This is a genomic window from Micromonospora sp. BS32 (assembly GCF_059089345.1).
This window is the reverse complement of sequence record NZ_JBSSHR010000013.1, coordinates 109927-127529: the sequence shown is the minus strand read 5'-3', so window position 1 is coordinate 127529 and position 17603 is coordinate 109927. Positions and strand designations below refer to the sequence as shown.

At 73.7% G+C, this 17603-nt stretch carries 14 protein-coding genes; 7 read left to right on the top strand and 7 right to left on the bottom strand.

From position 1 onward, the window contains the following. Positions 1–63 precede the first annotated feature (63 nt). Together AC5RWQ_RS20140 and AC5RWQ_RS20135 are read left to right on the top strand one after the other, a co-directional pair. Positions 64–2076 (top strand): GTP-binding protein, encoded by a 2013-nt coding sequence (locus AC5RWQ_RS20140; protein ID WP_494284253.1) that lies wholly within the window; start codon positions 64–66, stop codon positions 2074–2076. Positions 2077–2159: 83 nt separating this feature from the next. Further along, positions 2160–3716: a PP2C family protein-serine/threonine phosphatase gene (locus AC5RWQ_RS20135; protein ID WP_494284252.1), complete on the top strand. Its 1557-nt coding sequence runs from the start codon at positions 2160–2162 to the stop codon at positions 3714–3716. A gap of 7 nt (positions 3717–3723) precedes the next feature. Here the strand turns inward: AC5RWQ_RS20135 and AC5RWQ_RS20130 are convergent, their stop codons facing one another. Next, the gene (locus AC5RWQ_RS20130; protein ID WP_494284251.1) at positions 3724–4122 is read right to left on the bottom strand and encodes an ATP-binding protein; all 399 of its coding nucleotides are present in this window, start codon (positions 4120–4122) and stop codon (positions 3724–3726) included. 33 nt (positions 4123–4155) lie between these two features. Further along, positions 4156–4503, bottom strand: a complete 348-nt coding sequence (locus tag AC5RWQ_RS20125) for an STAS domain-containing protein (protein ID WP_494284250.1) — start codon at positions 4501–4503, stop codon at positions 4156–4158. Positions 4504–4655: 152 nt separating this feature from the next. On the opposite strand from AC5RWQ_RS20125, the gene AC5RWQ_RS20120 reads away from it, so the two are divergent. After that, on the top strand, positions 4656–5486 hold the full coding sequence (locus AC5RWQ_RS20120) for a PIG-L family deacetylase (RefSeq protein ID WP_494284249.1): 831 nt from the start codon (positions 4656–4658) through the stop codon (positions 5484–5486). 71 nt (positions 5487–5557) lie between these two features. Here the strand turns inward: AC5RWQ_RS20120 and AC5RWQ_RS20115 are convergent, their stop codons facing one another. Next, entirely contained in the window at positions 5558–6724 is a 1167-nt protein-coding gene (locus tag AC5RWQ_RS20115; RefSeq protein WP_494284248.1) for a low temperature requirement protein A, read from the bottom strand. 52 nt (positions 6725–6776) lie between these two features. Continuing rightward, a complete protein-coding gene (locus AC5RWQ_RS20110) occupies positions 6777–7565 on the bottom strand; it encodes an enoyl-CoA hydratase/isomerase family protein (protein WP_494284247.1) in 789 nt (262 codons plus the stop codon). 148 nt (positions 7566–7713) lie between these two features. On the opposite strand from AC5RWQ_RS20110, the gene AC5RWQ_RS20105 reads away from it, so the two are divergent. Further along, positions 7714–8850, top strand: a complete 1137-nt coding sequence (locus AC5RWQ_RS20105) for a CaiB/BaiF CoA transferase family protein (RefSeq protein WP_494284246.1) — start codon at positions 7714–7716, stop codon at positions 8848–8850. A 1-nt stretch (position 8851) separates the two neighbouring features. Here the strand turns inward: AC5RWQ_RS20105 and AC5RWQ_RS20100 are convergent, their stop codons facing one another. From AC5RWQ_RS20100 to AC5RWQ_RS20090, 3 genes are read right to left on the bottom strand one after another with little or no spacing between them, the layout of a single operon-like run. Further along, on the bottom strand, positions 8852–9622 hold the full coding sequence (locus tag AC5RWQ_RS20100) for a hypothetical protein (protein ID WP_494284245.1): 771 nt from the start codon (positions 9620–9622) through the stop codon (positions 8852–8854). 42 nt (positions 9623–9664) lie between these two features. Continuing rightward, positions 9665–10981, bottom strand: a complete 1317-nt coding sequence (locus AC5RWQ_RS20095) for an HEXXH motif domain-containing protein (protein WP_494284244.1) — start codon at positions 10979–10981, stop codon at positions 9665–9667. Beyond that, positions 10978–12186: an FxsB family cyclophane-forming radical SAM/SPASM peptide maturase gene (locus tag AC5RWQ_RS20090; protein ID WP_494284243.1), complete on the bottom strand. Its 1209-nt coding sequence runs from the start codon at positions 12184–12186 to the stop codon at positions 10978–10980. The genes AC5RWQ_RS20095 and AC5RWQ_RS20090 overlap by 4 nt, the downstream gene beginning before the upstream one ends. 266 nt (positions 12187–12452) lie before the next feature. On the opposite strand from AC5RWQ_RS20090, the gene fxsA reads away from it, so the two are divergent. The 3 genes from fxsA to AC5RWQ_RS20075 all read left to right on the top strand — a co-directional run bounded on the left by fxsA (position 12453) and on the right by AC5RWQ_RS20075 (position 17564). Further along, positions 12453–12635: an FxSxx-COOH cyclophane-containing RiPP peptide gene (gene fxsA / locus AC5RWQ_RS20085; RefSeq protein ID WP_334491593.1), complete on the top strand. Its 183-nt coding sequence runs from the start codon at positions 12453–12455 to the stop codon at positions 12633–12635. Positions 12636–12701: 66 nt separating this feature from the next. After that, positions 12702–16541, top strand: coding sequence for an FxSxx-COOH system tetratricopeptide repeat protein (gene fxsT, locus AC5RWQ_RS20080; RefSeq protein WP_494284242.1), 3840 nt, complete (start codon positions 12702–12704; stop codon positions 16539–16541). A gap of 12 nt (positions 16542–16553) precedes the next feature. Then, entirely contained in the window at positions 16554–17564 is a 1011-nt protein-coding gene (locus AC5RWQ_RS20075; protein ID WP_494284241.1) for a hypothetical protein, read from the top strand. Positions 17565–17603 lie beyond the last annotated feature (39 nt).

Sequence of the window (17603 nt, the reverse complement as noted above, 5' to 3'; positions counted from 1 at the left end):
TGCGCGCTGCGTTCATGTCCAACCGCCTGGGAATGCTCATTCACCCGAAGGACATGACGCTTCGTGAAGACCTTGAACATCGGCATCCTCGCGCATGTTGATGCCGGCAAGACCAGCCTGACCGAACGCCTGCTGCACGCCGTCGGGGTCATCGACGACATGGGCAGCGTGGACGACGGCACGACCCGGACCGACTCGATGGCGCTGGAGCGGCAACGCGGCATCACCATCCGATCCGCCGTGGCCTCCTTCGTCGTCGACGGCGTCACGGTCAACCTCATCGACACGCCGGGCCACCCGGACTTCATCGCCGAGGTGGAACGAGTCCTCGACCTGCTCGACGGTGTGGTGCTCGTGCTCTCCGCGGTCGAGGGCGTGCAGGCGCAGACCCGGGTGCTGATGCGGACGTTGCAGCGGCTCCGCCTGCCGACTTTGATCTTCATCAACAAGATCGACCGGGCCGGCGCCGATCCCGAACGGGTGCTGCGCGACATCGCCGCCCGGCTGACCCCCGCCGTGGTGGCGACGGGCGCCGTGCACGGGGCCGGCACGACGGCCGCCCGGTGCGTACCCCACCTCGACACCGACCCGGGTTTCACCCGGCGGCTGCTCGACCTGCTCACCGTTCGCGACGACGCGCTGCTGACGGAGTACGTCGAGGACGAGCGGCGCCTCACCGGACGGCGGCTGCGCCACGTCCTCGCCGTGCAGACCCGGCAGGCGCTGGTCCATCCCGTGCTCGCCGGCTCGGCAATCACCGGCGCGGGGGTGGCCCCGCTGATCGTCGGCCTGACCGAGCTGTTGCCGGTGGCTGACGAAGGCGTCGACGGCACGACCTCCGGCACCGTCTTCAAGGTGCAGCGGGGCCCCTCCGGCGAGCGGATCGCCTACGTCCGGCTCTTCGGTGGCACCGTACGGGTGCGCGACCGGCTGCCCGTCGGTGCGGGGCGGCTCGCCACGGTGACCGGGATCGAGGTCTTCGACCGCGGCTCGACCGTACGCGGTGACGCGGTCACCGCCGGCCGGATCGCCCTGCTGCGCGGTCTCGGGGACGTCCGGATCGGCGACCCGGTCGGGGTGGCGCGGCGGGCCGGATCCCCCGACAGCCCGCATTTCGCCCTGCCCAGCCTGGAAACCGTCGTGGCGCCGGAGCGGGAGGCGGACCGAGCCGCCCTGCACACCGCGCTCAGCCAACTTGCCGAGCAGGACCCGTTGATCAACGTGCGGGTGGACGAGGCCCGGCGGGAGATCAGCGTCTCGCTCTACGGCGAGGTCCAGAAGGAAGTCATCCAGGCGACGCTCGCCGAGGAGTACGGCGTGCCGGTCAGCTTCCAAGAGACGACCACAGTCTTCGTGGAACGGCTGGTCGGCACCGGATCGGCGGTCGAGCTGATCGGGCTGGCGCCCAACCCGTTCCTGGCCACCGTGGGCCTCCGGGTGGCACCCGGGACGACCGGCAGCGGGTTCCGCTTCCGGCTCGGCGTCGAACTCGGCTCGATGCCGCCGGCCTTCTTCACCGCGGTCGAGGAGACCGTCCGCGAGACGCTGCGCCAGGGACTGCACGGCTGGCAGGTCCTCGACTGCGAGGTCACGATGACCCACGCCGGGTACTGGGCCCGGCAGAGCCACTCCCACGGCACCTTCGACAAGAGCATGTCCAGCACGGCCGGGGACTTCCGCAACCTCACCCCGCTGGTGCTGATCGAGGCGCTGCGGAACGCCGGCACCCGGGTCCAGGAGCCGATGCACCGGTTCCGGCTGGAACTGCCGGGCGACGTGCTCAACGCCGTACTCCCCACGCTGGCCAGGCTGGACGCGGTGCCCAGGACGACGCTGCCGCAGGGCTCGTCGTACGTGATCGAGGGGGACATCCCGGCGCGGCGGGTGCACGCGGTGGAGCGGCGACTGCCGGCGCTGACCCGCGGTGAGGGGATCTTCGAGTCCACCTTCGACCACCACCGCCCGGTCCGCGGCGAGCCGCCCACCCGCCTGCGCTCGGACCAGCACCCCACGGACCGCAAGGAGTACCTGCTGGCCGTCGCGCGCCGGGTCGTGCCGCGTCGCAACGGCCGGTGACGGGTCCGCCCCGCCTGATGAATGGCGCGCCCGCGCCGAGTCGGCGCGCGTCGGCGCGAACGCGCGATGGCTAGGCTGCTGGCATGGCGGAAAATGCCCTACGGGGCGACCATGCCGAGGCGCTGCCGCCGCTGACCGACGACCTCGTGGCGGCGGTGCGTGAGGTGCTGGCGTCGACCCCGGCCGGGTGCACGTGGCTGCTGCCGGTGACGGGGCGGGACGGTCTGATCGTCGACTACCGCGTCGCGGCCACCAGCGACCAGGGTCGCGACGTCTACGGCCGTGGTGCGGGGCGGGTCGGTGGGTTGCTCAGCGAGCTGTATCCCAGCATGGTCGGTGGCCCGTTGTGGCAGACCTACCAACGGGTGCTGGCCAGCGGGACCCCGGATCGACTGCCGAACTTCCGGTACGAGGGCAAGCAGGCCGGGGTCGTCGCCGATTCGCTGTTCGAGGTGAGCGTGCACCGGGTGATGGGCGGCCTGCTCGTGTGGTGGCAGCGGCTGGACGAGGACCGGCGCCGGCTGGAGCGCACGGAGCTGCTGGGCAGCCTCGGCTGGGCGGAGTACGACCTGGTCAGCGGCCTCAGCGAGTGGTCCCCGGGCATGTACCGCATCTTCGAGCGCGATCAGGCGCTGGGCCCGATGTCGCGGGCCGAGCAGGGTGCGGCCCTGGTCACCGAAGACTATGGACTGCGCGAGACCGCCTGGCAGACGCTGGACAGCGGTGCGGCGTCGGACGTCACCGTCCGATTCCGTGCCGGCAGGTCGGTGAAGCACCTCCGGATCCTGTCCGACATCGCCCGCGACGCCGGCGGCGCCCCGGTGAAGATCTACGCCGTCGTGCAGGACGTGACCGCGCGGGTGGACTCGCGTACCGCCATCGAGCAGCTCAACGATCAGCTGCGTACCCGGGAGATGACCGCGCTGGCGGAGCACCGCCTCGCCGGTCAACTGCAGAACCTGATCCAGCCGGTGCCCCGCGAGCCGGTCCCGTTGGCCGGCCTCGAGGTGCTGGTCGGTTACCTGCCGGCGGAGAGCGCTATGCAGGTGGGCGGTGACTGGTACCACGCGCAGACCCTGCCGGACGGGCTGGTCGCGCTCGCGGTGGGCGATGTCGCCGGACATGGCCTGGACGCCGCCAGCGGCATGGCGCATCTGCGGTTCGCCCTGGTCGCGTGGTTGTCGATCGGCATCCGGGACCCGGGAGCGCTGCTCGGGCACATGAACCGGCTCTGCCGGCAGCTGAAGATCACCGGGACCGCGGTGGTCGGCGTCTACGACCCGGTGGCCCGGACGCTGTCGTGGGCGCGGGCGGGGCACCCGGCTCCGCTGCTGTCCCGGGCGGGGACGACCATCGAACTCGACCGGCCAACGGGACTGCTGCTGGGTGCCGAAGCCGACGCCGCGTACCCGGTCGTCACGCCGGAGCTGCGCGGCGACGACCTGCTGCTGTTCTACACCGACGGGCTGGTGGAACGGCGGGCGGGGAGGATCGACGACCTGCTCGGCCCGGTGATGCGGGCGCTCGCGGCCCTGTCCCGTCAGCCGGGGGAACAGACGCTGCCGCGGCTGCGCGACGTGCTGCACCGGCCCAGTCCCGAGGACGACACCTGCACCCTGGCGGTCCGCGTGCTGCCGTGAGCCGTCCTCACAGGTGGAAGCGGAGGCGTACCGCCGTCCCCGCCATGCCGGCGTGGACGGCCACCTCGTCGCAGATCCGGGCGACGATCGCCAGCCCCCTGCCCCGCAGCGCCCCGGGTGCGGGCATGTCACCGCCGAACCCGCGCGGCGCGCCCTGGTCGACGACGTCGCAGATGAGCTGCCCGGACTCCGCCCACACCCGGACCAGACCGCCACCGTCGGTGTGCTGCAACGTGTTGGTCGCCAACTCGCTGACCGCCAGCGCGAGCAGATCCACCCGGGCGGCCGACAGGCCCGCGGCCCGGGCCCGGTGACAGACGAACGCGCGGACGGTCGCCAGTTCGCTCGCCCGGCTGTAGGGGAGGGACTCGACGGCCGGCGAGCACGCGGCCGGATGGTCAGCCAAGTCGGTGGCCTCCGATCGGCCCGGCGGCGGCCGTCACCGCTGCCACGAGCCGTCCTCGTCGGCGGGGTGCCGCAGCAGCTCGCCGACGCCGGTGATGTCCAGGACGTTCGCGACGGACCCGACGGCGTTGACCAGGTACAGCCGGCCACCCGCGGCGAGGGCCTCGTGGTGGGCGGTGACCAGGCCGTGGATGCCGGTGGAGTCGAGGAAGTCGAGTGCAGCCAGGTCGACCACCACGACGGGCGCGCTGGCCACGGCGGCCAGCAACACCGACATCAACTCCTCCCGGGCGGCCAGGTCGCACTCGCCGGTGAGTCGCACCACCGCCCGTCCCGCTTCGACGGACGTCTTCGCCTCGAGGTGCGCCACCCTGTCGCCCATCCATCCCCGGCCCGGGAAACGGCCCGTTCGCGCACATCATGCCACCTCATCGGCGAAGGGCACATCGATGCCGGTAGGGCGGCTCACGGTCGCCGAGGCGATGGCGATCCGTTGGCCCGTCGCGGTCGCGACGACGCTCGTAGGGTAGGGGCATGGCTGAACGATCCCTGACTCTGATGGCGGTGCACGCCCACCCCGACGACGAGGCGACGAGCACCGGTGGTGTCCTCGCGCGCTACGCGGCGGAGGGGATCACCACGGTGCTCGTCACCTGCACGGACGGGCGGTGTGGTGACGGCCCCGGCGGCATCAAGCCCGACGATCCCGCGCACGAGCCGGCCGCGGTGGTGGCGATGCGCCAGGCCGAACTGGAGGCGAGCTGCGCGGCGTTGAAGGTCGCCCACCTGGAGACGCTCGGCTATGCCGACTCCGGGATGATGGGCTGGGCCACCAACAGCCTGCCCGGCTCGTTCTGGACCACCCCGGTGGCGGAGGCGGCGAACCGGCTGGCCGAGCTGATCCGGGAGTATCGACCGGACGTTGTCGTCACCTACGACGAGAACGGCTTCTACGGCCACCCGGACCACATCCAGGCGCACCGGGTGACGATGGCCGCGGTCGCGCTGACCGACATCCCCGCCAAGGTGTACTCGACCACGGCGCCACGCTCCATGATGGCGGGCTTCGCCAAGATCATGCAGGAGATCGGCGTCGAGTGGGCGGAGCCGGACGCGTCCTCGGAGCCCGGGCTGCAGCTCGGCCTGCCCGACGAGGAGATCACCACCTGGGTGGACACGAGCATGTACGGCGCGCAGAAGTTCGACGCGTTGGCGACGCACTCCAGCCAGAGCGAGAACATCTTCTTCCTGCAGTTGGGCCGGGAGCGGTTCACGGAGCTGATGGGCATGGAGACCTTCGTCCGGGTCCACGACACCACCGGCGCGCCGCTGCCCGAGGACGACCTCTTCGCCGGCCTGCGCTGAGCCGGCCCGCGCTGAGCCGGCCTGCGCTGACGGACCGACCCGGCACGGAGGCCGGGCCGGGTCGGTCCCGGTCAGGCCTCCTCGGTGCCCGGCCGTACGCTGCGCCGCCGGGTCGCGACGGTCAGCGCCACCAGCAGGAACAGCAGCGCCGCGACGACGTGCACCGGCACCGGCCCCAGCGGGGCGAGCAGCACCAGCGCCACGGTCGCGGGGAAGGCCGCCACCACCGGTCCGCGCTGCTGTCGGCGCACGTGCAGCACCCAGACGGTGAACAGGTAGACGGCGACCGGAATGGCCACCGCGTACCCGGCCGCGACGCCGGAGAGGTGCGCGACGTGCCGTTCGTGGTCCACCGCGACGGCCAGGCCCGCGCCCACCGCGGCGACCGCCGCGAAGATGAAGTAGTGCCCGTAACCCCAGAACAGCGACCTGCGTAGCAGGGTGGGCACCTCCACCGGCCGGTCGAAGTAGAGCCACCAGAGCGCGAAGACGATCACCGCGCCGGCGCCCGCCAGTGACCACAGGCCCTCACCACCGGCGTCCACTCCGGTCTGGATGGCCAGCGAGGTGGCCAGCACCGCCTCACCCAGCACGATCAGCGTGAACAGCCCGTACCGTTCGGCGATGTGGTGCGGGTGCCAGGTGGTCATGCCCGGCCGTTCCGCGACCACCGGCACCAGCAGGTCGGCCAGGGCCAGTACGACGAAGGACGCCACCCCCCAGCCGTCGGGGAGAGCCAGCCGGAGCAGCCAGCCCACCTGCACGACAGCGACCCCGATCGCGTACCGGATCGTGGTGGCCCGGTGCGCGGGGTCGCCGACCGCCGCCCGCGTCCAGTGCGCGACGGCGGCCAGCCGCATCACCACGTATCCGTAGGTGATGGTGGTGAAGTCGCCCTCGGTGAAGGCGCGTGGCACTCCGGCGGCCAGAATGAGAGCGCCGGAGATCTGCACCAGCGTGGTGATCCGGAAGACGTCGGCGTCGGTGTCATAGGCGGAGGCGAACCAGGTGAAGTTCATCCACGACCACCAGATCGCGAAGAACACCATCAGATAGCTGCCGGTCGCGTGCCCGAGGTGGTGCTCCGACACGTCGTGGTGCAGGTTGTCCGCGGCCTGGGCGACCGCCACCACGAAGCAGAGGTCGAAGAAGAGCTCCAACGGGGTGGCCGTCCGGTACGCCTCGTCGGGCCGCCGGGCGGTCATCCGGCGGTACCAGGGACGCACGGAACGGGTCAACGGGTCTCCTCGGGCGGCCGTCAGGTCGCCCACACGATAGCCGCGCGACCGGTCAGCGGCCGCGGAACGTCGCCCGACCCGGCCCGTCGTCCAGGAAGGACCGCACCGCGTGGCGCAGGTCCTCGGTGCGGTAGAGCTCCGCGGCGATCTGCGTGACGTGCCGGTCGGCCTCGGACACGCCCCCGGCGGCGAAGTGGTCGAGCACCGTCTTGGTGGCGGCGTGGGCGCGAGTCGGGCCGGCCGCGAGCTGCGCGGCGAAGACCCGCGCGGCCCCGTCGAAACCGTCGTCGGGCAGCACCCGGTTGACCACGTTCCACCGCTCCAGCGTTGCGGCCGGATACCGCTCGCCGGTCATCACGAACTCCTTGGCCCGGCCCACCCCGGCCCGGGCCGCCAGCCGCTGGGTGCCACCCATGGTGGGGGTCAGCCCGACCACCTTCTCCACCAGCCCGAAGCTGGCCCGCTGCGCGGCCAGGATGAGGTCACAGGCCACGGCGACCTCGAACGCCCAGGTCAGGCAGAGCGCGTGGGCGGCGAAGACGGTGGGGAAGTCGTACCCGGCGATCCGCTCCGGCAGCGCCAGCATCCGGTCGAAGAGCACCTTCGCCTGTTCCGGTGACTGCTGAGCGTCGAACAGGGCGACGTCCACGCCGGCACTGACCACCCGGCCCTCGAAGCGGATCAGCAGGGCGCGGGTGTCGTCGGGCAGCTCGTCGAGTGCTGCGTCGATCCCCGCGTGCAGGTCGAGGGTGTAGAGGTTGAGCGGCCCGGCGTCGATGGTCAGCACGGCCAGGCCCGAGGGCTCGACCTCCAGGCGGGCCACGGCTGGCGGTTCGGTCACCGGTGCAGCCTAGCCGCGCCCGGCAGGGGAGCGCGCCGGGGTGATCGGCGACGACGGCCCGGCGGTGGCGCGACCCGGCTGGGATCCGTACCTTCGCACGGGAGCGCGGGAAGCAGCCCCGCCGGGTGGTGGGAAAGGGGGAGCGGTGGTGGCCGAGCAACGACCCGGCCCGCTCAGCGGCGTCCTGGTGGCGGACTTCTCCCGCGTCCTCGCCGGCCCGTACGCGACCATGCTGCTGGCCGACCTCGGCGCGGACGTCGTCAAGGTGGAAGGCCCCGGCGGCGACGACACCCGGGCCTGGATGCCCCCGACCAGGGACGGAACCTCCACCTACTACCTCGGCGTCAACCGCAACAAGCGCTCGATCGTCCTCGACCTCGCCGACCCCGACGATCTGACGGTCGCGCGGGAACTCGTCCGCCGCGCCGACGTCATGATCGAGAACTTCCGCCCCGGCGGCCTGCACCGCTTCGGGCTGGACTACGACAGCGTCGCCGCCGCCAACGCGCCGATCGTCTACGCCTCCATCAGCGGCTTCGGCACTGGCGCCGGCGCGAAGCTGCCCGGGTACGACCTCATGGTGCAGGCGGCGTCCGGGCTGATGAGCCTCACCGGCGAGGCGGACGGCCCGCCGTACAAGGCCGGGGTCGCCGTCTTCGACGTGATCGCCGGCCTGCACACGGCGATCGGCATCCTCGCCGCCCTGCACCACCGCGCCCGCACCGGCGTCGGGCAGCACGTCGAGGTCAACCTGCTCTCCTCGGCCCTGTCCGGCCTGGTCAACCAGACCAGCGGCCACGTCGCCGGCGGTGCGTCGCCGTTGCGGATGGGCAACGCCCACCCGAGCCTCTTCCCGTACGACCCGCTGCCCACCGCCGACGGCGACCTCGTGGTCATCGCCGGCAACGACGCCCAGTTCCGCACGCTGTGCCGGGTGCTGGGCCTGCCGGAGCTGGCCGACGATCCGCGGTTCCGGCGCAACCAGGACCGCACGGCCAACCGGGACGCGCTCCGCCCGATCCTGGTCGCCCGGCTGGGGCAGCGGACCCGGGACGGGTGGTTCCAGGACCTGCGCGCGGCCGGTGTGCCCTGCGCCCCGATCAACACGGTCGACGGTGGCGTGGCCCTCGCCCGGGACCTCGGTCTCGACCCGGTCGTCGAGGTCGACGGCGTGCCCGGCGTTCGCCACCCGATCGGCTTCTCCGCCACCCCACCCCGCTACGACCTGGCGCCGCCCCGCCTCGACGAGCACGGCGAGGAGATCCGTCGCTGGCTGACCGGCTGAGTCAGCCGGCGCGTTTCAACCGCTGGATCAGGTGCTGCACCCACTTCTCGAACCGGTTGCTGCCCCCGCCGAGCAGCGGCGCCAGGTCCTGCTCGGTCACCCCGCCCCGGTCGGTCAACGACTCGACCAGCTTGCGCAGCCGCCGGTGGTCGTCGTCGTCCGGGGTGTGCGCCGGGCCGCTCGCGCCCATCTGCCGGTGCAGGTCCTGGAGGATGTCCATCATCTGCGGCAGCGTCTCGATCAGCTGCGACAGGCCGGTCTCGTGCGGGCTGGACGAGCCCCGCAGGTCCTGCAACGTGAGCGCGACCGACATCGGGGTGACGATGTCGGCGTCCCGGGTGACCGTGTCGATGGCCCGGCGCAGCTGCTCCTTGGCGGCGTGCACGCTGTCCAGGTCGGTGTGGTCGACGAGGATCGTCCGCATGCCCTGCACGTCGAAGGGAAGCTGCTGATCCTTCGCCATCAGTTGCACGAAGGGCTTGCGCAGCGCGTGGCGCACCGCCAGCTCGTAGAAGACGTTGGCGTTCTGGTCGGTCAGGTCGGCGATGACCAGGTCGTTCTGGATGATCCGGTCGAGTACCTGGGAGGTGATCAGACCGGCGCGCTCGATCTCGTCGCCCCGGATCGCGTCGAACCCCAGCGGCTCGACCACCGGCCGGATGACGTGCTTGAGGATCTGGTCGCTGCGCTTGCGGATCTCGGAGCCCTCCGGACCGATCGGCGCGATGACGAAACACTCACGCCGGGTGGGCTGGTCGTTACCGTCCCCCATGCGGCACAGCGTAGAGGAGATCGGCGAGCCTCGCTGTCACCCCTACCGGGCCCCGGCCCGTTCCCGCTCCCAGCGGGCCCGGTGCGTGGCGAGCAGCCGGTCGGCCGCCGCCGCCGCGTCCGGGTGCAGCGGTTCCCGGCGCCAGCCGTCGAGGACCGCCGTCATGCCCGCGACCACGCGCCGGCCCACCGGGGTCAGCCGTGGCTGCGCCGCCAGCAGCCGCGCGGTGTCCCCGGCGGCCCGGGTCCACCGGGCGAACTCCACCTCGGCGTGCCGCCGGGCCGCCGGGTCGGCCTCCGAGCGCCGCTGCCGGCGCCAGAAGCCCGCCACCCCCAGATGGGCGTACGCGCCGTGCAGCAAGCCGTCCAGCGGTCGTGGGTCGGGCCGCCACGGCGCGTAGAAGAGCTCACCCGACCCCGGTTCGACCAGCGGGAACAGGTCGGTCAGTGCGGCCAGCTTGAGATGCTGCACCTCGTGGGCCAGCGTGACGGCCGCCGAGCGGGCGTCGCGCGGCAGCGACATCGCCACCGCGCCGAAGCCGTGGTGGAAGGTGCCGCTGCGGATGCCGGCGTCCGGCCGGGGGAGCGGGACCAGCGTGCGCAGGGCCGCCCCGACCTCCTCGGCGACCGCCCGGTGGCCGTCCACCAGCAGGCGCCACCCCTCGCCGAGCGGCTCCTGCCAGCGTTGCGGGTCGCCGACCGGGTGGACGCCGGCGGCCACGGTGAGCGGGACGTGCCGCCACGTTGCGGCGTCCAGCAGCAGCGTCAGCGGCACGCCGTCGTGCGCCACGCGCAGCCACGGGGTGGGCCGCCACCGCGGGTCGGCCGGGCGGTCGGGCCCGATCTCGATCCGCTCGCCCGCGCAGTACACCTCCGCTCGCCCGCCGGCGCACCGCACCTGCGCGCGCGCCGCCCCGGCCGGGACCCGCACGGCGCCCAGGCCGGGCAGGTCCAGCCGGCCCGGAGTGGCCGGGTCGAGCGGCACGTCCAGGTCGGCGGGCGCGCCGGCGCGCACCGCGGCGGCGGCCGCCACCGCCGCGAGCAGGCCGGGGTACCCGGCCGGCCGACCGCCCCGGCGCAGCAGCGACGCGGTGCCGAAGGCCCACGCGGCGACCGGCGGATGACCCAGCGCCGCCGCCCGGTCCGCCGCGCGCAGCCGACCCAACGCCCGGTACGCCGCCTCGACCGCCGTCCGGTCCGGGTGGCCCACCTCGTCGGCGAGCAACACCATGGCCCGCACCAGCAGCAGGTTCTTGCTGTGCTGGGCGGCCCGCAGCCGGTCGACGGCGTCCGGCCCGCCCCGGCCCGCGGCCAGCTCGTCGAGGACCGCGCGGGGCATCCGGTGCCCGGTCGGGATCACCGCGCCGCTCCCCGCAGGGCGGCGACGTCCCGGCGCAGCGCGCGGCGGATGTGGCTGATCAGCCGGTACAGGTCGGCGCAGTAGACCGACGGGTTGTCGAAGCCGGCACCGGCGCGGTAGCGGTGCGTGTAGAGGCCGCCCCCGCAGATCCGGTGCAGGTCACAGGCCCGGCACTCGGCGGGCAACCCGGCCACCCCGGCCTGCTGGGCGCGGATCCCCGGCTGCGCCAGCGCGGCGTCGAAGGTGTCCCGGCCGACGTGCAGCCCGGTCCGCCCGGCGCCGGCGTGCGCGGCGCCGAGGGTGTCGTCCATCTCGATCGCGCCGTCGGTCTCCACCACCGCGACGGCGACCGGGCTGGTCCCCACCCCGGACAGCCGTGAGGCGCCCCCGAGCAGCAGCTGGATGATCTCGTCGAAGAGCCGGACCCGGGTGCGCTGCCTGGGGGTCGCGTACCACTCGTCGAAGACCGCGGTCAGCCAGCGCGCGTACGGGGCCTGCCGGGGGTCCGGTGGGCGGCCCGGGGGCGGTGCCGTCCAGGTGCCGTGCGGCAGGAGGAAGTCCACCGTCGGCGGGTCGTACGCCAGCAGGCTCCGGTAGGTGGTGACCGGGTCGTTGCGCAGGTCCACCGTGCAGAGCAGACCGTTGAACAGCCGCGGGTACGAGGCGGTCAGCCGGCCCAGCGCCGCCTGGACGCGGTCGTGGCTGCCCCGCCCGTCGGGACCGCGCCGGCGCCGGTCGTGGGCGGTGCGGTCCCCGTCGAGGCTGACGCTGACCCGCACGTCGAGGCGGTCGAACAGCCGCAGGAAGGTGTCGTCCAACCGGACCCCGTTGGTCTGCACCGTCACCCGCGCCACCGCCGGTGCGGCGCCGCGCCGGATCAGCGCGACGGCGCGTGCGACGCCCGCCGGGCCGGCCAGCAGCGGCTCGCCGCCATGCAGGATGACGCCCACCCGGTCCAGGCCGTGCCGGCGGGCGTGCTCGCCGATCCGCTCCCCGGTCAGGGCCAGTACCCGTTCCGACATGGACCGGGGGCGGGAGCGCCAGCGCTGGTCCGCCATCGTGTACACGTAGCAGTGGTCACAGGCCAGGTCACACCGGCTGTGCAGCTTCACCACGAACTGTCGGAAGGGGACGGACCGCACCGGCGGCGCGGGGCGGGCCGCGGTGCCGCCGCAGGGCCGTTGGCCGCCAACCGATCCGGGCATCAGACGCTCCGCCGTCCTGGTCGCCGATCCCGGCCACCTGCCGAGCAACGAGCATACATCGACAAATGCCGTTCAGTGGGGTGTGGACAGTCGCCGGGCCGCCCCGCGGTGGGCCTGTCGTCCCTGCTCCTGCCGCCGTCCGGGTGGCCTCCCGGGATGCGGCGCACGGTTATCATGATGGCACTCAGCGAATCTGGCCACCGGTCGATGGCATGCCCGGCGGTGGGACGGACGGGCACGACGCGCAGACAGGCGGTGGTCGGGGGATGGACACCGGGAAGGACGACGTCCGATCGGATTTGATCGACCTGACCGAGCTCGACCTCGCCGAGCTCGACGCCCTTCCGAGCGCGGTCCTCGTCGCCGCGCTGCGCCGCCTGGAACGCCGCGGCTCCGCCCCCGGCGACCAGTACGCCGGCTTCGAGAGCGCCCTCGATGGCGACGACTGACCGCACGGGCGCCGCGGCCCGCACCCGCCGGCGACCCGCACCACCGCCCGGGCACCGGGGAGAGCCATGACCAGCAGCAGGGATGAGACACCCGGCGCCGCCACGATCGTCTCGTTCGTGGCACCCGCCAACGGGACCGGACGCAGCAGCGCCGTCGCCAACGTCGCGTGGATCCTCGCCGGCAACGGCAAGCGGGTGCTCGCCGTCGACTGGTGCGCCAAGACTCCCCGCGTCTACGACTACCTGCGCTCGTTCCAGGTGGACGCCGCCCCGGCCGCCCGGGTCCTGGGCGAGGAGCTCGCCACCCTGCTGAGCCCCGCACCGGACGCCCCGCCGGTGCGTCCCGCCGCGTTGATCGCGCCGGCGGCCCCCGAACAGGGCACCATCTACCGGTACGCGCTGCCCGGCTCCACCGCCGGGTTCGCCATGGTCGGCCTCGGCGCCGACGCCCAGGGCCTGCCCCCGGGGGACGCCGCGCGGGTCCGACAGCTGCTTCAGCAGGCGGCCTACGACTACGTCCTGATCGACACCCCGGTGGACCTGACCCTGCCGGGCATCGCCTACAGCGCGGTGCTCAGTGACGTCGCCGTGGTCTGCGTACCGCCCCGCCGGGCCGCCATGCAACAGGCCGCCGGGCTCGCCGGGCAGCTGCAACTGCACGCGACCGGGGGCATCCGGGTGCTCGCCGCGCCGACCGTGCGGGACCTGTCCGAGCCGTGGCACGGCGAGACCCGCGACTCCGCGTGGCGGGCCTTCGCCACCCTGCTCGCCGAGCCGGCGACCGGCGCGCCGGCCACCGCGACGGTGGACATCGTCGAGCTGCCCGAGCAGGACTACGACACCTACGACGACGTGCTGGCCGTGCTCGCCGACGAGCCCGGCGACGAGACCACCCTGCTGGCGGCGTACGAGCGGGTGGCGGCGTGGATCAGCGAGGGCGCGGTCGACCGGGCGGCGCCCGTGCCGAAGCGGATCCGCGAGCGCTACCGGCGGGGCGTACAGCTGGAGACGGCGGAGCGCCCGGACGACATCTCCGTGGCGTACGAGTCGGCCGACCGGCCCTGGGCGGACTGGATCGCCGGCCAGCTCCGGCGGGCCGGGGTCCGGCCGCACCTACGGGTGGTACGGCCCGGCGTCGACCCGGCGTTCGACGCCGACGCGACCGTCCTGGCGGTGCTCTCGCCGGAGCTCGCCGCCGCGGCCGGAGCCGACCTCGCCGGCCTGCACCCCGGCGCCGCCCACCCGCCCGCGGAGGTGCTCGGGGTGCTGGTCGCCGGCGACCGGTGGCGGGAGCGGTTCGACCCGCAACGGGTGATCGACCTGCGCGGTGCGGACGCCACCCGCGCGCAGTCGCTGCTGCTGAGCCAGCTCGGCCTCGTCGCGCCCGGCCAGCCGGCCGGCGACGTGCGCAGCGTCCCCCGCTTCCCGGCCGAGGCCGACCGGCGGCTGAGGTCGAACCTGCCGCCGCGCAACCCCTCCTTCGTCGGCCGGGACGACTACCTCGAACGGCTGCGCGACCACCTGGTCAACGACAGCCGGCCGGTCACCCTCACCGGCGGCGCCGGGGTCGGCAAGAGCGAGCTGGCCCGCGAGTTCGCCCACCGCTTCGCCTACGACTACGACGTGGTCTGGTGGATCCCGGCGCAGGACCGGGAAACCGTCCAGACCGGCCTCGGCGCGCTCGCCGAGGAGATCAAGGCGGTGGACAGCACCGGTGCCGCGGAGGCCGCCCTGGACGCGCTCTCCGCGCCCCGCGGCGCCTTCTCGCGGTGGCTGCTGATCTACGACAACGCCGACGACGCCGACGTCCTGACCGGGCTGCTGCCGCGGGCCGGCGCCGGGCACACCCTGATCACCTCCCGCGACGACGGCTCCTCGGGGCTGCCGTCCCCGCTGGAGGTCGCGGCGTTCACCGGCGACGAGAGCGTCGCCATGCTGCGCCGGGTGCTCGGCATCAGCACCGAGGACGCCCGCTCGATCGCGGTCGCGCTGGAGCACCTCCCGCTGGCCCTGCGGCTGGGCACCGCCTGGATGCGGGAGAGCACCCGGCGGTTGGAGCGCGACGGCGTACCCAACCTGGAGGCGGTGGGCCGCTGCGTGGTCGAGCTGCTGACCCGGCTGGAGCGCCGCTCCGACGAGGACCCGGACGAGCGGATCCCCGGCTCGCACACCTCCAGCGTGGCGCGGGTGCTGGACATCACCCTCGGCACGCTGCGGGACACCGAGTTCGGTGAGCTCGCGACCAGGCTGGCCGAACTCAGCGCGTTCCTCTCCCCGGAGGGCATCGGGCTGCCGCTGCTGCGGTCGACCGCCATGCTCACCCAGCTCGCCGCCGCGGCCGGCGTCGACGCCGAGGAACTGCTGCTCAACGCCGGCGAGATCGACCTGGTGCTCGCCGTGGGCGCCCGCTTCGCGCTCTACGACGTCGACTGGGGGCAGGGCGCGTCGCTGCGGATGCACCGGGCCATCCAGGTCCTGCTGCGGGAGGGGATCGCCGCGCCGCAGCGGCACGAGCGGCACCGCCAGGTCCTGCACGGACTGGCCGGGTACGCCCCGACCGACCCGGAGGCCGACGACGTCCGCTACGCCGGCGTCTTCGACGAGCTGCAACGGCACCTCGTCCCGTCCGGGGCGCTGGACTCCGACGACCGGCGGGTCCGGCACTGGGTGGTCAAGCAGCTGCGCCACCTGTTCCTGCTCAGCGACAGCGACGTCTGGCAGTCGGCGCTGCGGCTGGCCGAGCAGGCCTGCCAGCGCTGGGAGGTGGCGGAGGAACTCGACCAGCTCGGCATGCGGCTCTTCGTCCAGACCGCCAACCTGCACCGGGCGCTCGGGCACTACCAGGAGGCGCTGCGCCTGGACGAGCGGGTCCTCGCCGAGCAGCGCCGCAGCTACGGCCTGCGGCACTTCCGTACCCTGATCGCCGGTCGGGGGCGCGGCGGCGACCTGCGCGGGCTGGGCCGCTTCGAGGACGCCCTGGTCGAGGATCAGGCCACCTTCAAGGGCTTCCGGGAGGTGGTCGGTGACGACCACCCGAACACCCGGATGGCGGTGAACAACCTCGCCATCTCCTTCCTGCTCACCGGGGACGCGCGGGAGGCCCTGCGGCTGGCCCGGCTGGAACGCGACCGCCGGATGGTGCTGTTCGGCCCGGAGGACCCGCGGACCTGGCGGGCGTCGTGCCAGGTCGGCAGCTTCGAACGGGAGGCCGGCGAGTACGACCGGTCGCTGGCCACCCTGCGCGAGGCGCTGGCCCGGGTGCGTGAGCTGCCGGGCGCGCCGGTCCTCGACGAGCTGCGGGTCAACCGCAGCCTCGCGGTCACCGAGCGCCGGCTCGGGCTGACCATCCCGGCCAAGAAGCGCAGCACCGAGACCTTCCGCGGCTACCGGGAGCATCTCGGAGAGGACCACCCGCTCACCCGGGCCAGCCTGCTCAGCCTCGCCGCGGACTACTACCGCGCCGGCGACGCCGGGATCGCCGTGAAGCACGCCATGCGTTGCCTGCGCGGTTACGAGCGGCAGCTGGAGAACGGCCACCCCTTCACCGCGGTCTGCTCGGTCAACCTCGGCCTGTTCCAGCGCGGCGCGGGCGAGCTCGACCAGGCCGTCCACAACGGTGAACGGGGGCTGCGCCTGCTGCGGGCCCGGCTCGGCGAGGTGCACCCGTGGACGCTGGCGGCCACCACCAGCCAGGCCGGCCACCTGGCCGCCCGGGGTGACCTGGACGACGCCCTCGGAATGCAGGAGGAGACGCACCGGGCGTCCCTGCGCTACCTCGGCCGGCGGCACCCCTGCACCGCGGAGGCCGCCGCCAACCTCGCCGCGCTCCGGGCGCTGCGCGACGGCGCCCCGGACGGCGTCGACCTGGCCTTGACCGACACCGACATCGATGTGCCGCAGAGCTGAGGGAGTGACGTGGTGACGGATCCCGAGCTGCTCGACGCCCTGGTCGAGGAATCGGCCGAGCAGGACGTCCCCGGTTTCCGGCGCAAGCGGGACCTCTGCCGGGAGTTGCTGCTCGGCGGGTTCGGCGTCTACCACGTCGCCCACTACACGACCGGGGTGCTCGACTTCGCGCTGGACCTGCTGGCCCACCCGTCGGCGCCGCCTCCGGCGGACGACGCCGACCTGGCGCAGCGCCGCGACGTGTACCGCCGGGTGGGCGCCCAGCTGGTGTACCGCACCGGCGAGCTGAACCGGCGGCTGTGGGAGCTGCAGAGCGGGGCGCTGATCCGCACGGTCGCCCAGACCCGGTCGGGGCTGGTCTTCTGCAACTCGGTGGTCGCCAACGAGCACGTGGTGGGCTTCGGGGCCGTACCGGACGCCGGCGCGGACGCGGTCGCCGATCCGGCCCGGGTGGGCACGATCGACCGGGCGGCCTCGCACCTCGCCACCGACCTGCGGCGGCTGCTGCGTCAGCGGTCGCAGAACCCGGGGGGCTGGCTGACCGACCTGGACGGGTCGCCGACGTCCGGTCCGTCGCCGACCGGGGACGTGGACCTCCCCGCCCGGGTGACGGGCCGGCCGGCGCCCGACGGGCTCCTCGAGGGGGCGCTGCGCCCGGCCGGGCTGCACTACCTCAGCCACCACCGGGCGGGAGAGCAGGTGGCGTCGGTCGACATCCTGGAGCACCCCGACCTGGCCGCGTTCTTCAACCGGGGGATCACCGTCGAGGAGCGCCGGTCGCGCTACCAGCGCCTCGCCGGGGACCTGTCGCTGCTGGCGTTGCAGGTGGGTCGGGACCTGCGCCGGGCGGTCGTCGGTGACATCTCCCGGCTGGTCCTCGATGTGGAGATGGGCGCGGTCTACTACTACCGGCTCTCCCCGGACGACCACCTCTTCGGCGTCACGCTCGACCAGGACGCGGTGGCGGCGGCCGATCACGCCCTGTGGAGCGTGGCGACGCGCCTCGCCGAGCAGCCGGTCTGATTCGCCCGGATCATTCATGCGGTTCGCGATGGAGAGGGT

Coding starts and splice junctions, on each gene's coding strand:
- AC5RWQ_RS20135 (WP_494284252.1), top strand. CDS start 2,160: ATGGCGGAAAATGCCCTACGGGGCGACCATGCCGAGGCGCTGCCGCCG.
- AC5RWQ_RS20125 (WP_494284250.1), bottom strand. CDS start 4,503: ATGGGCGACAGGGTGGCGCACCTCGAGGCGAAGACGTCCGTCGAAGCG.
- AC5RWQ_RS20120 (WP_494284249.1), top strand. CDS start 4,656: ATGGCTGAACGATCCCTGACTCTGATGGCGGTGCACGCCCACCCCGAC.
- AC5RWQ_RS20100 (WP_494284245.1), bottom strand. CDS start 9,622: ATGGGGGACGGTAACGACCAGCCCACCCGGCGTGAGTGTTTCGTCATC.
- AC5RWQ_RS20090 (WP_494284243.1), bottom strand. CDS start 12,186: ATGCCCGGATCGGTTGGCGGCCAACGGCCCTGCGGCGGCACCGCGGCC.
- fxsA (WP_334491593.1), top strand. CDS start 12,453: ATGGACACCGGGAAGGACGACGTCCGATCGGATTTGATCGACCTGACC.
- fxsT (WP_494284242.1), top strand. CDS start 12,702: ATGACCAGCAGCAGGGATGAGACACCCGGCGCCGCCACGATCGTCTCG.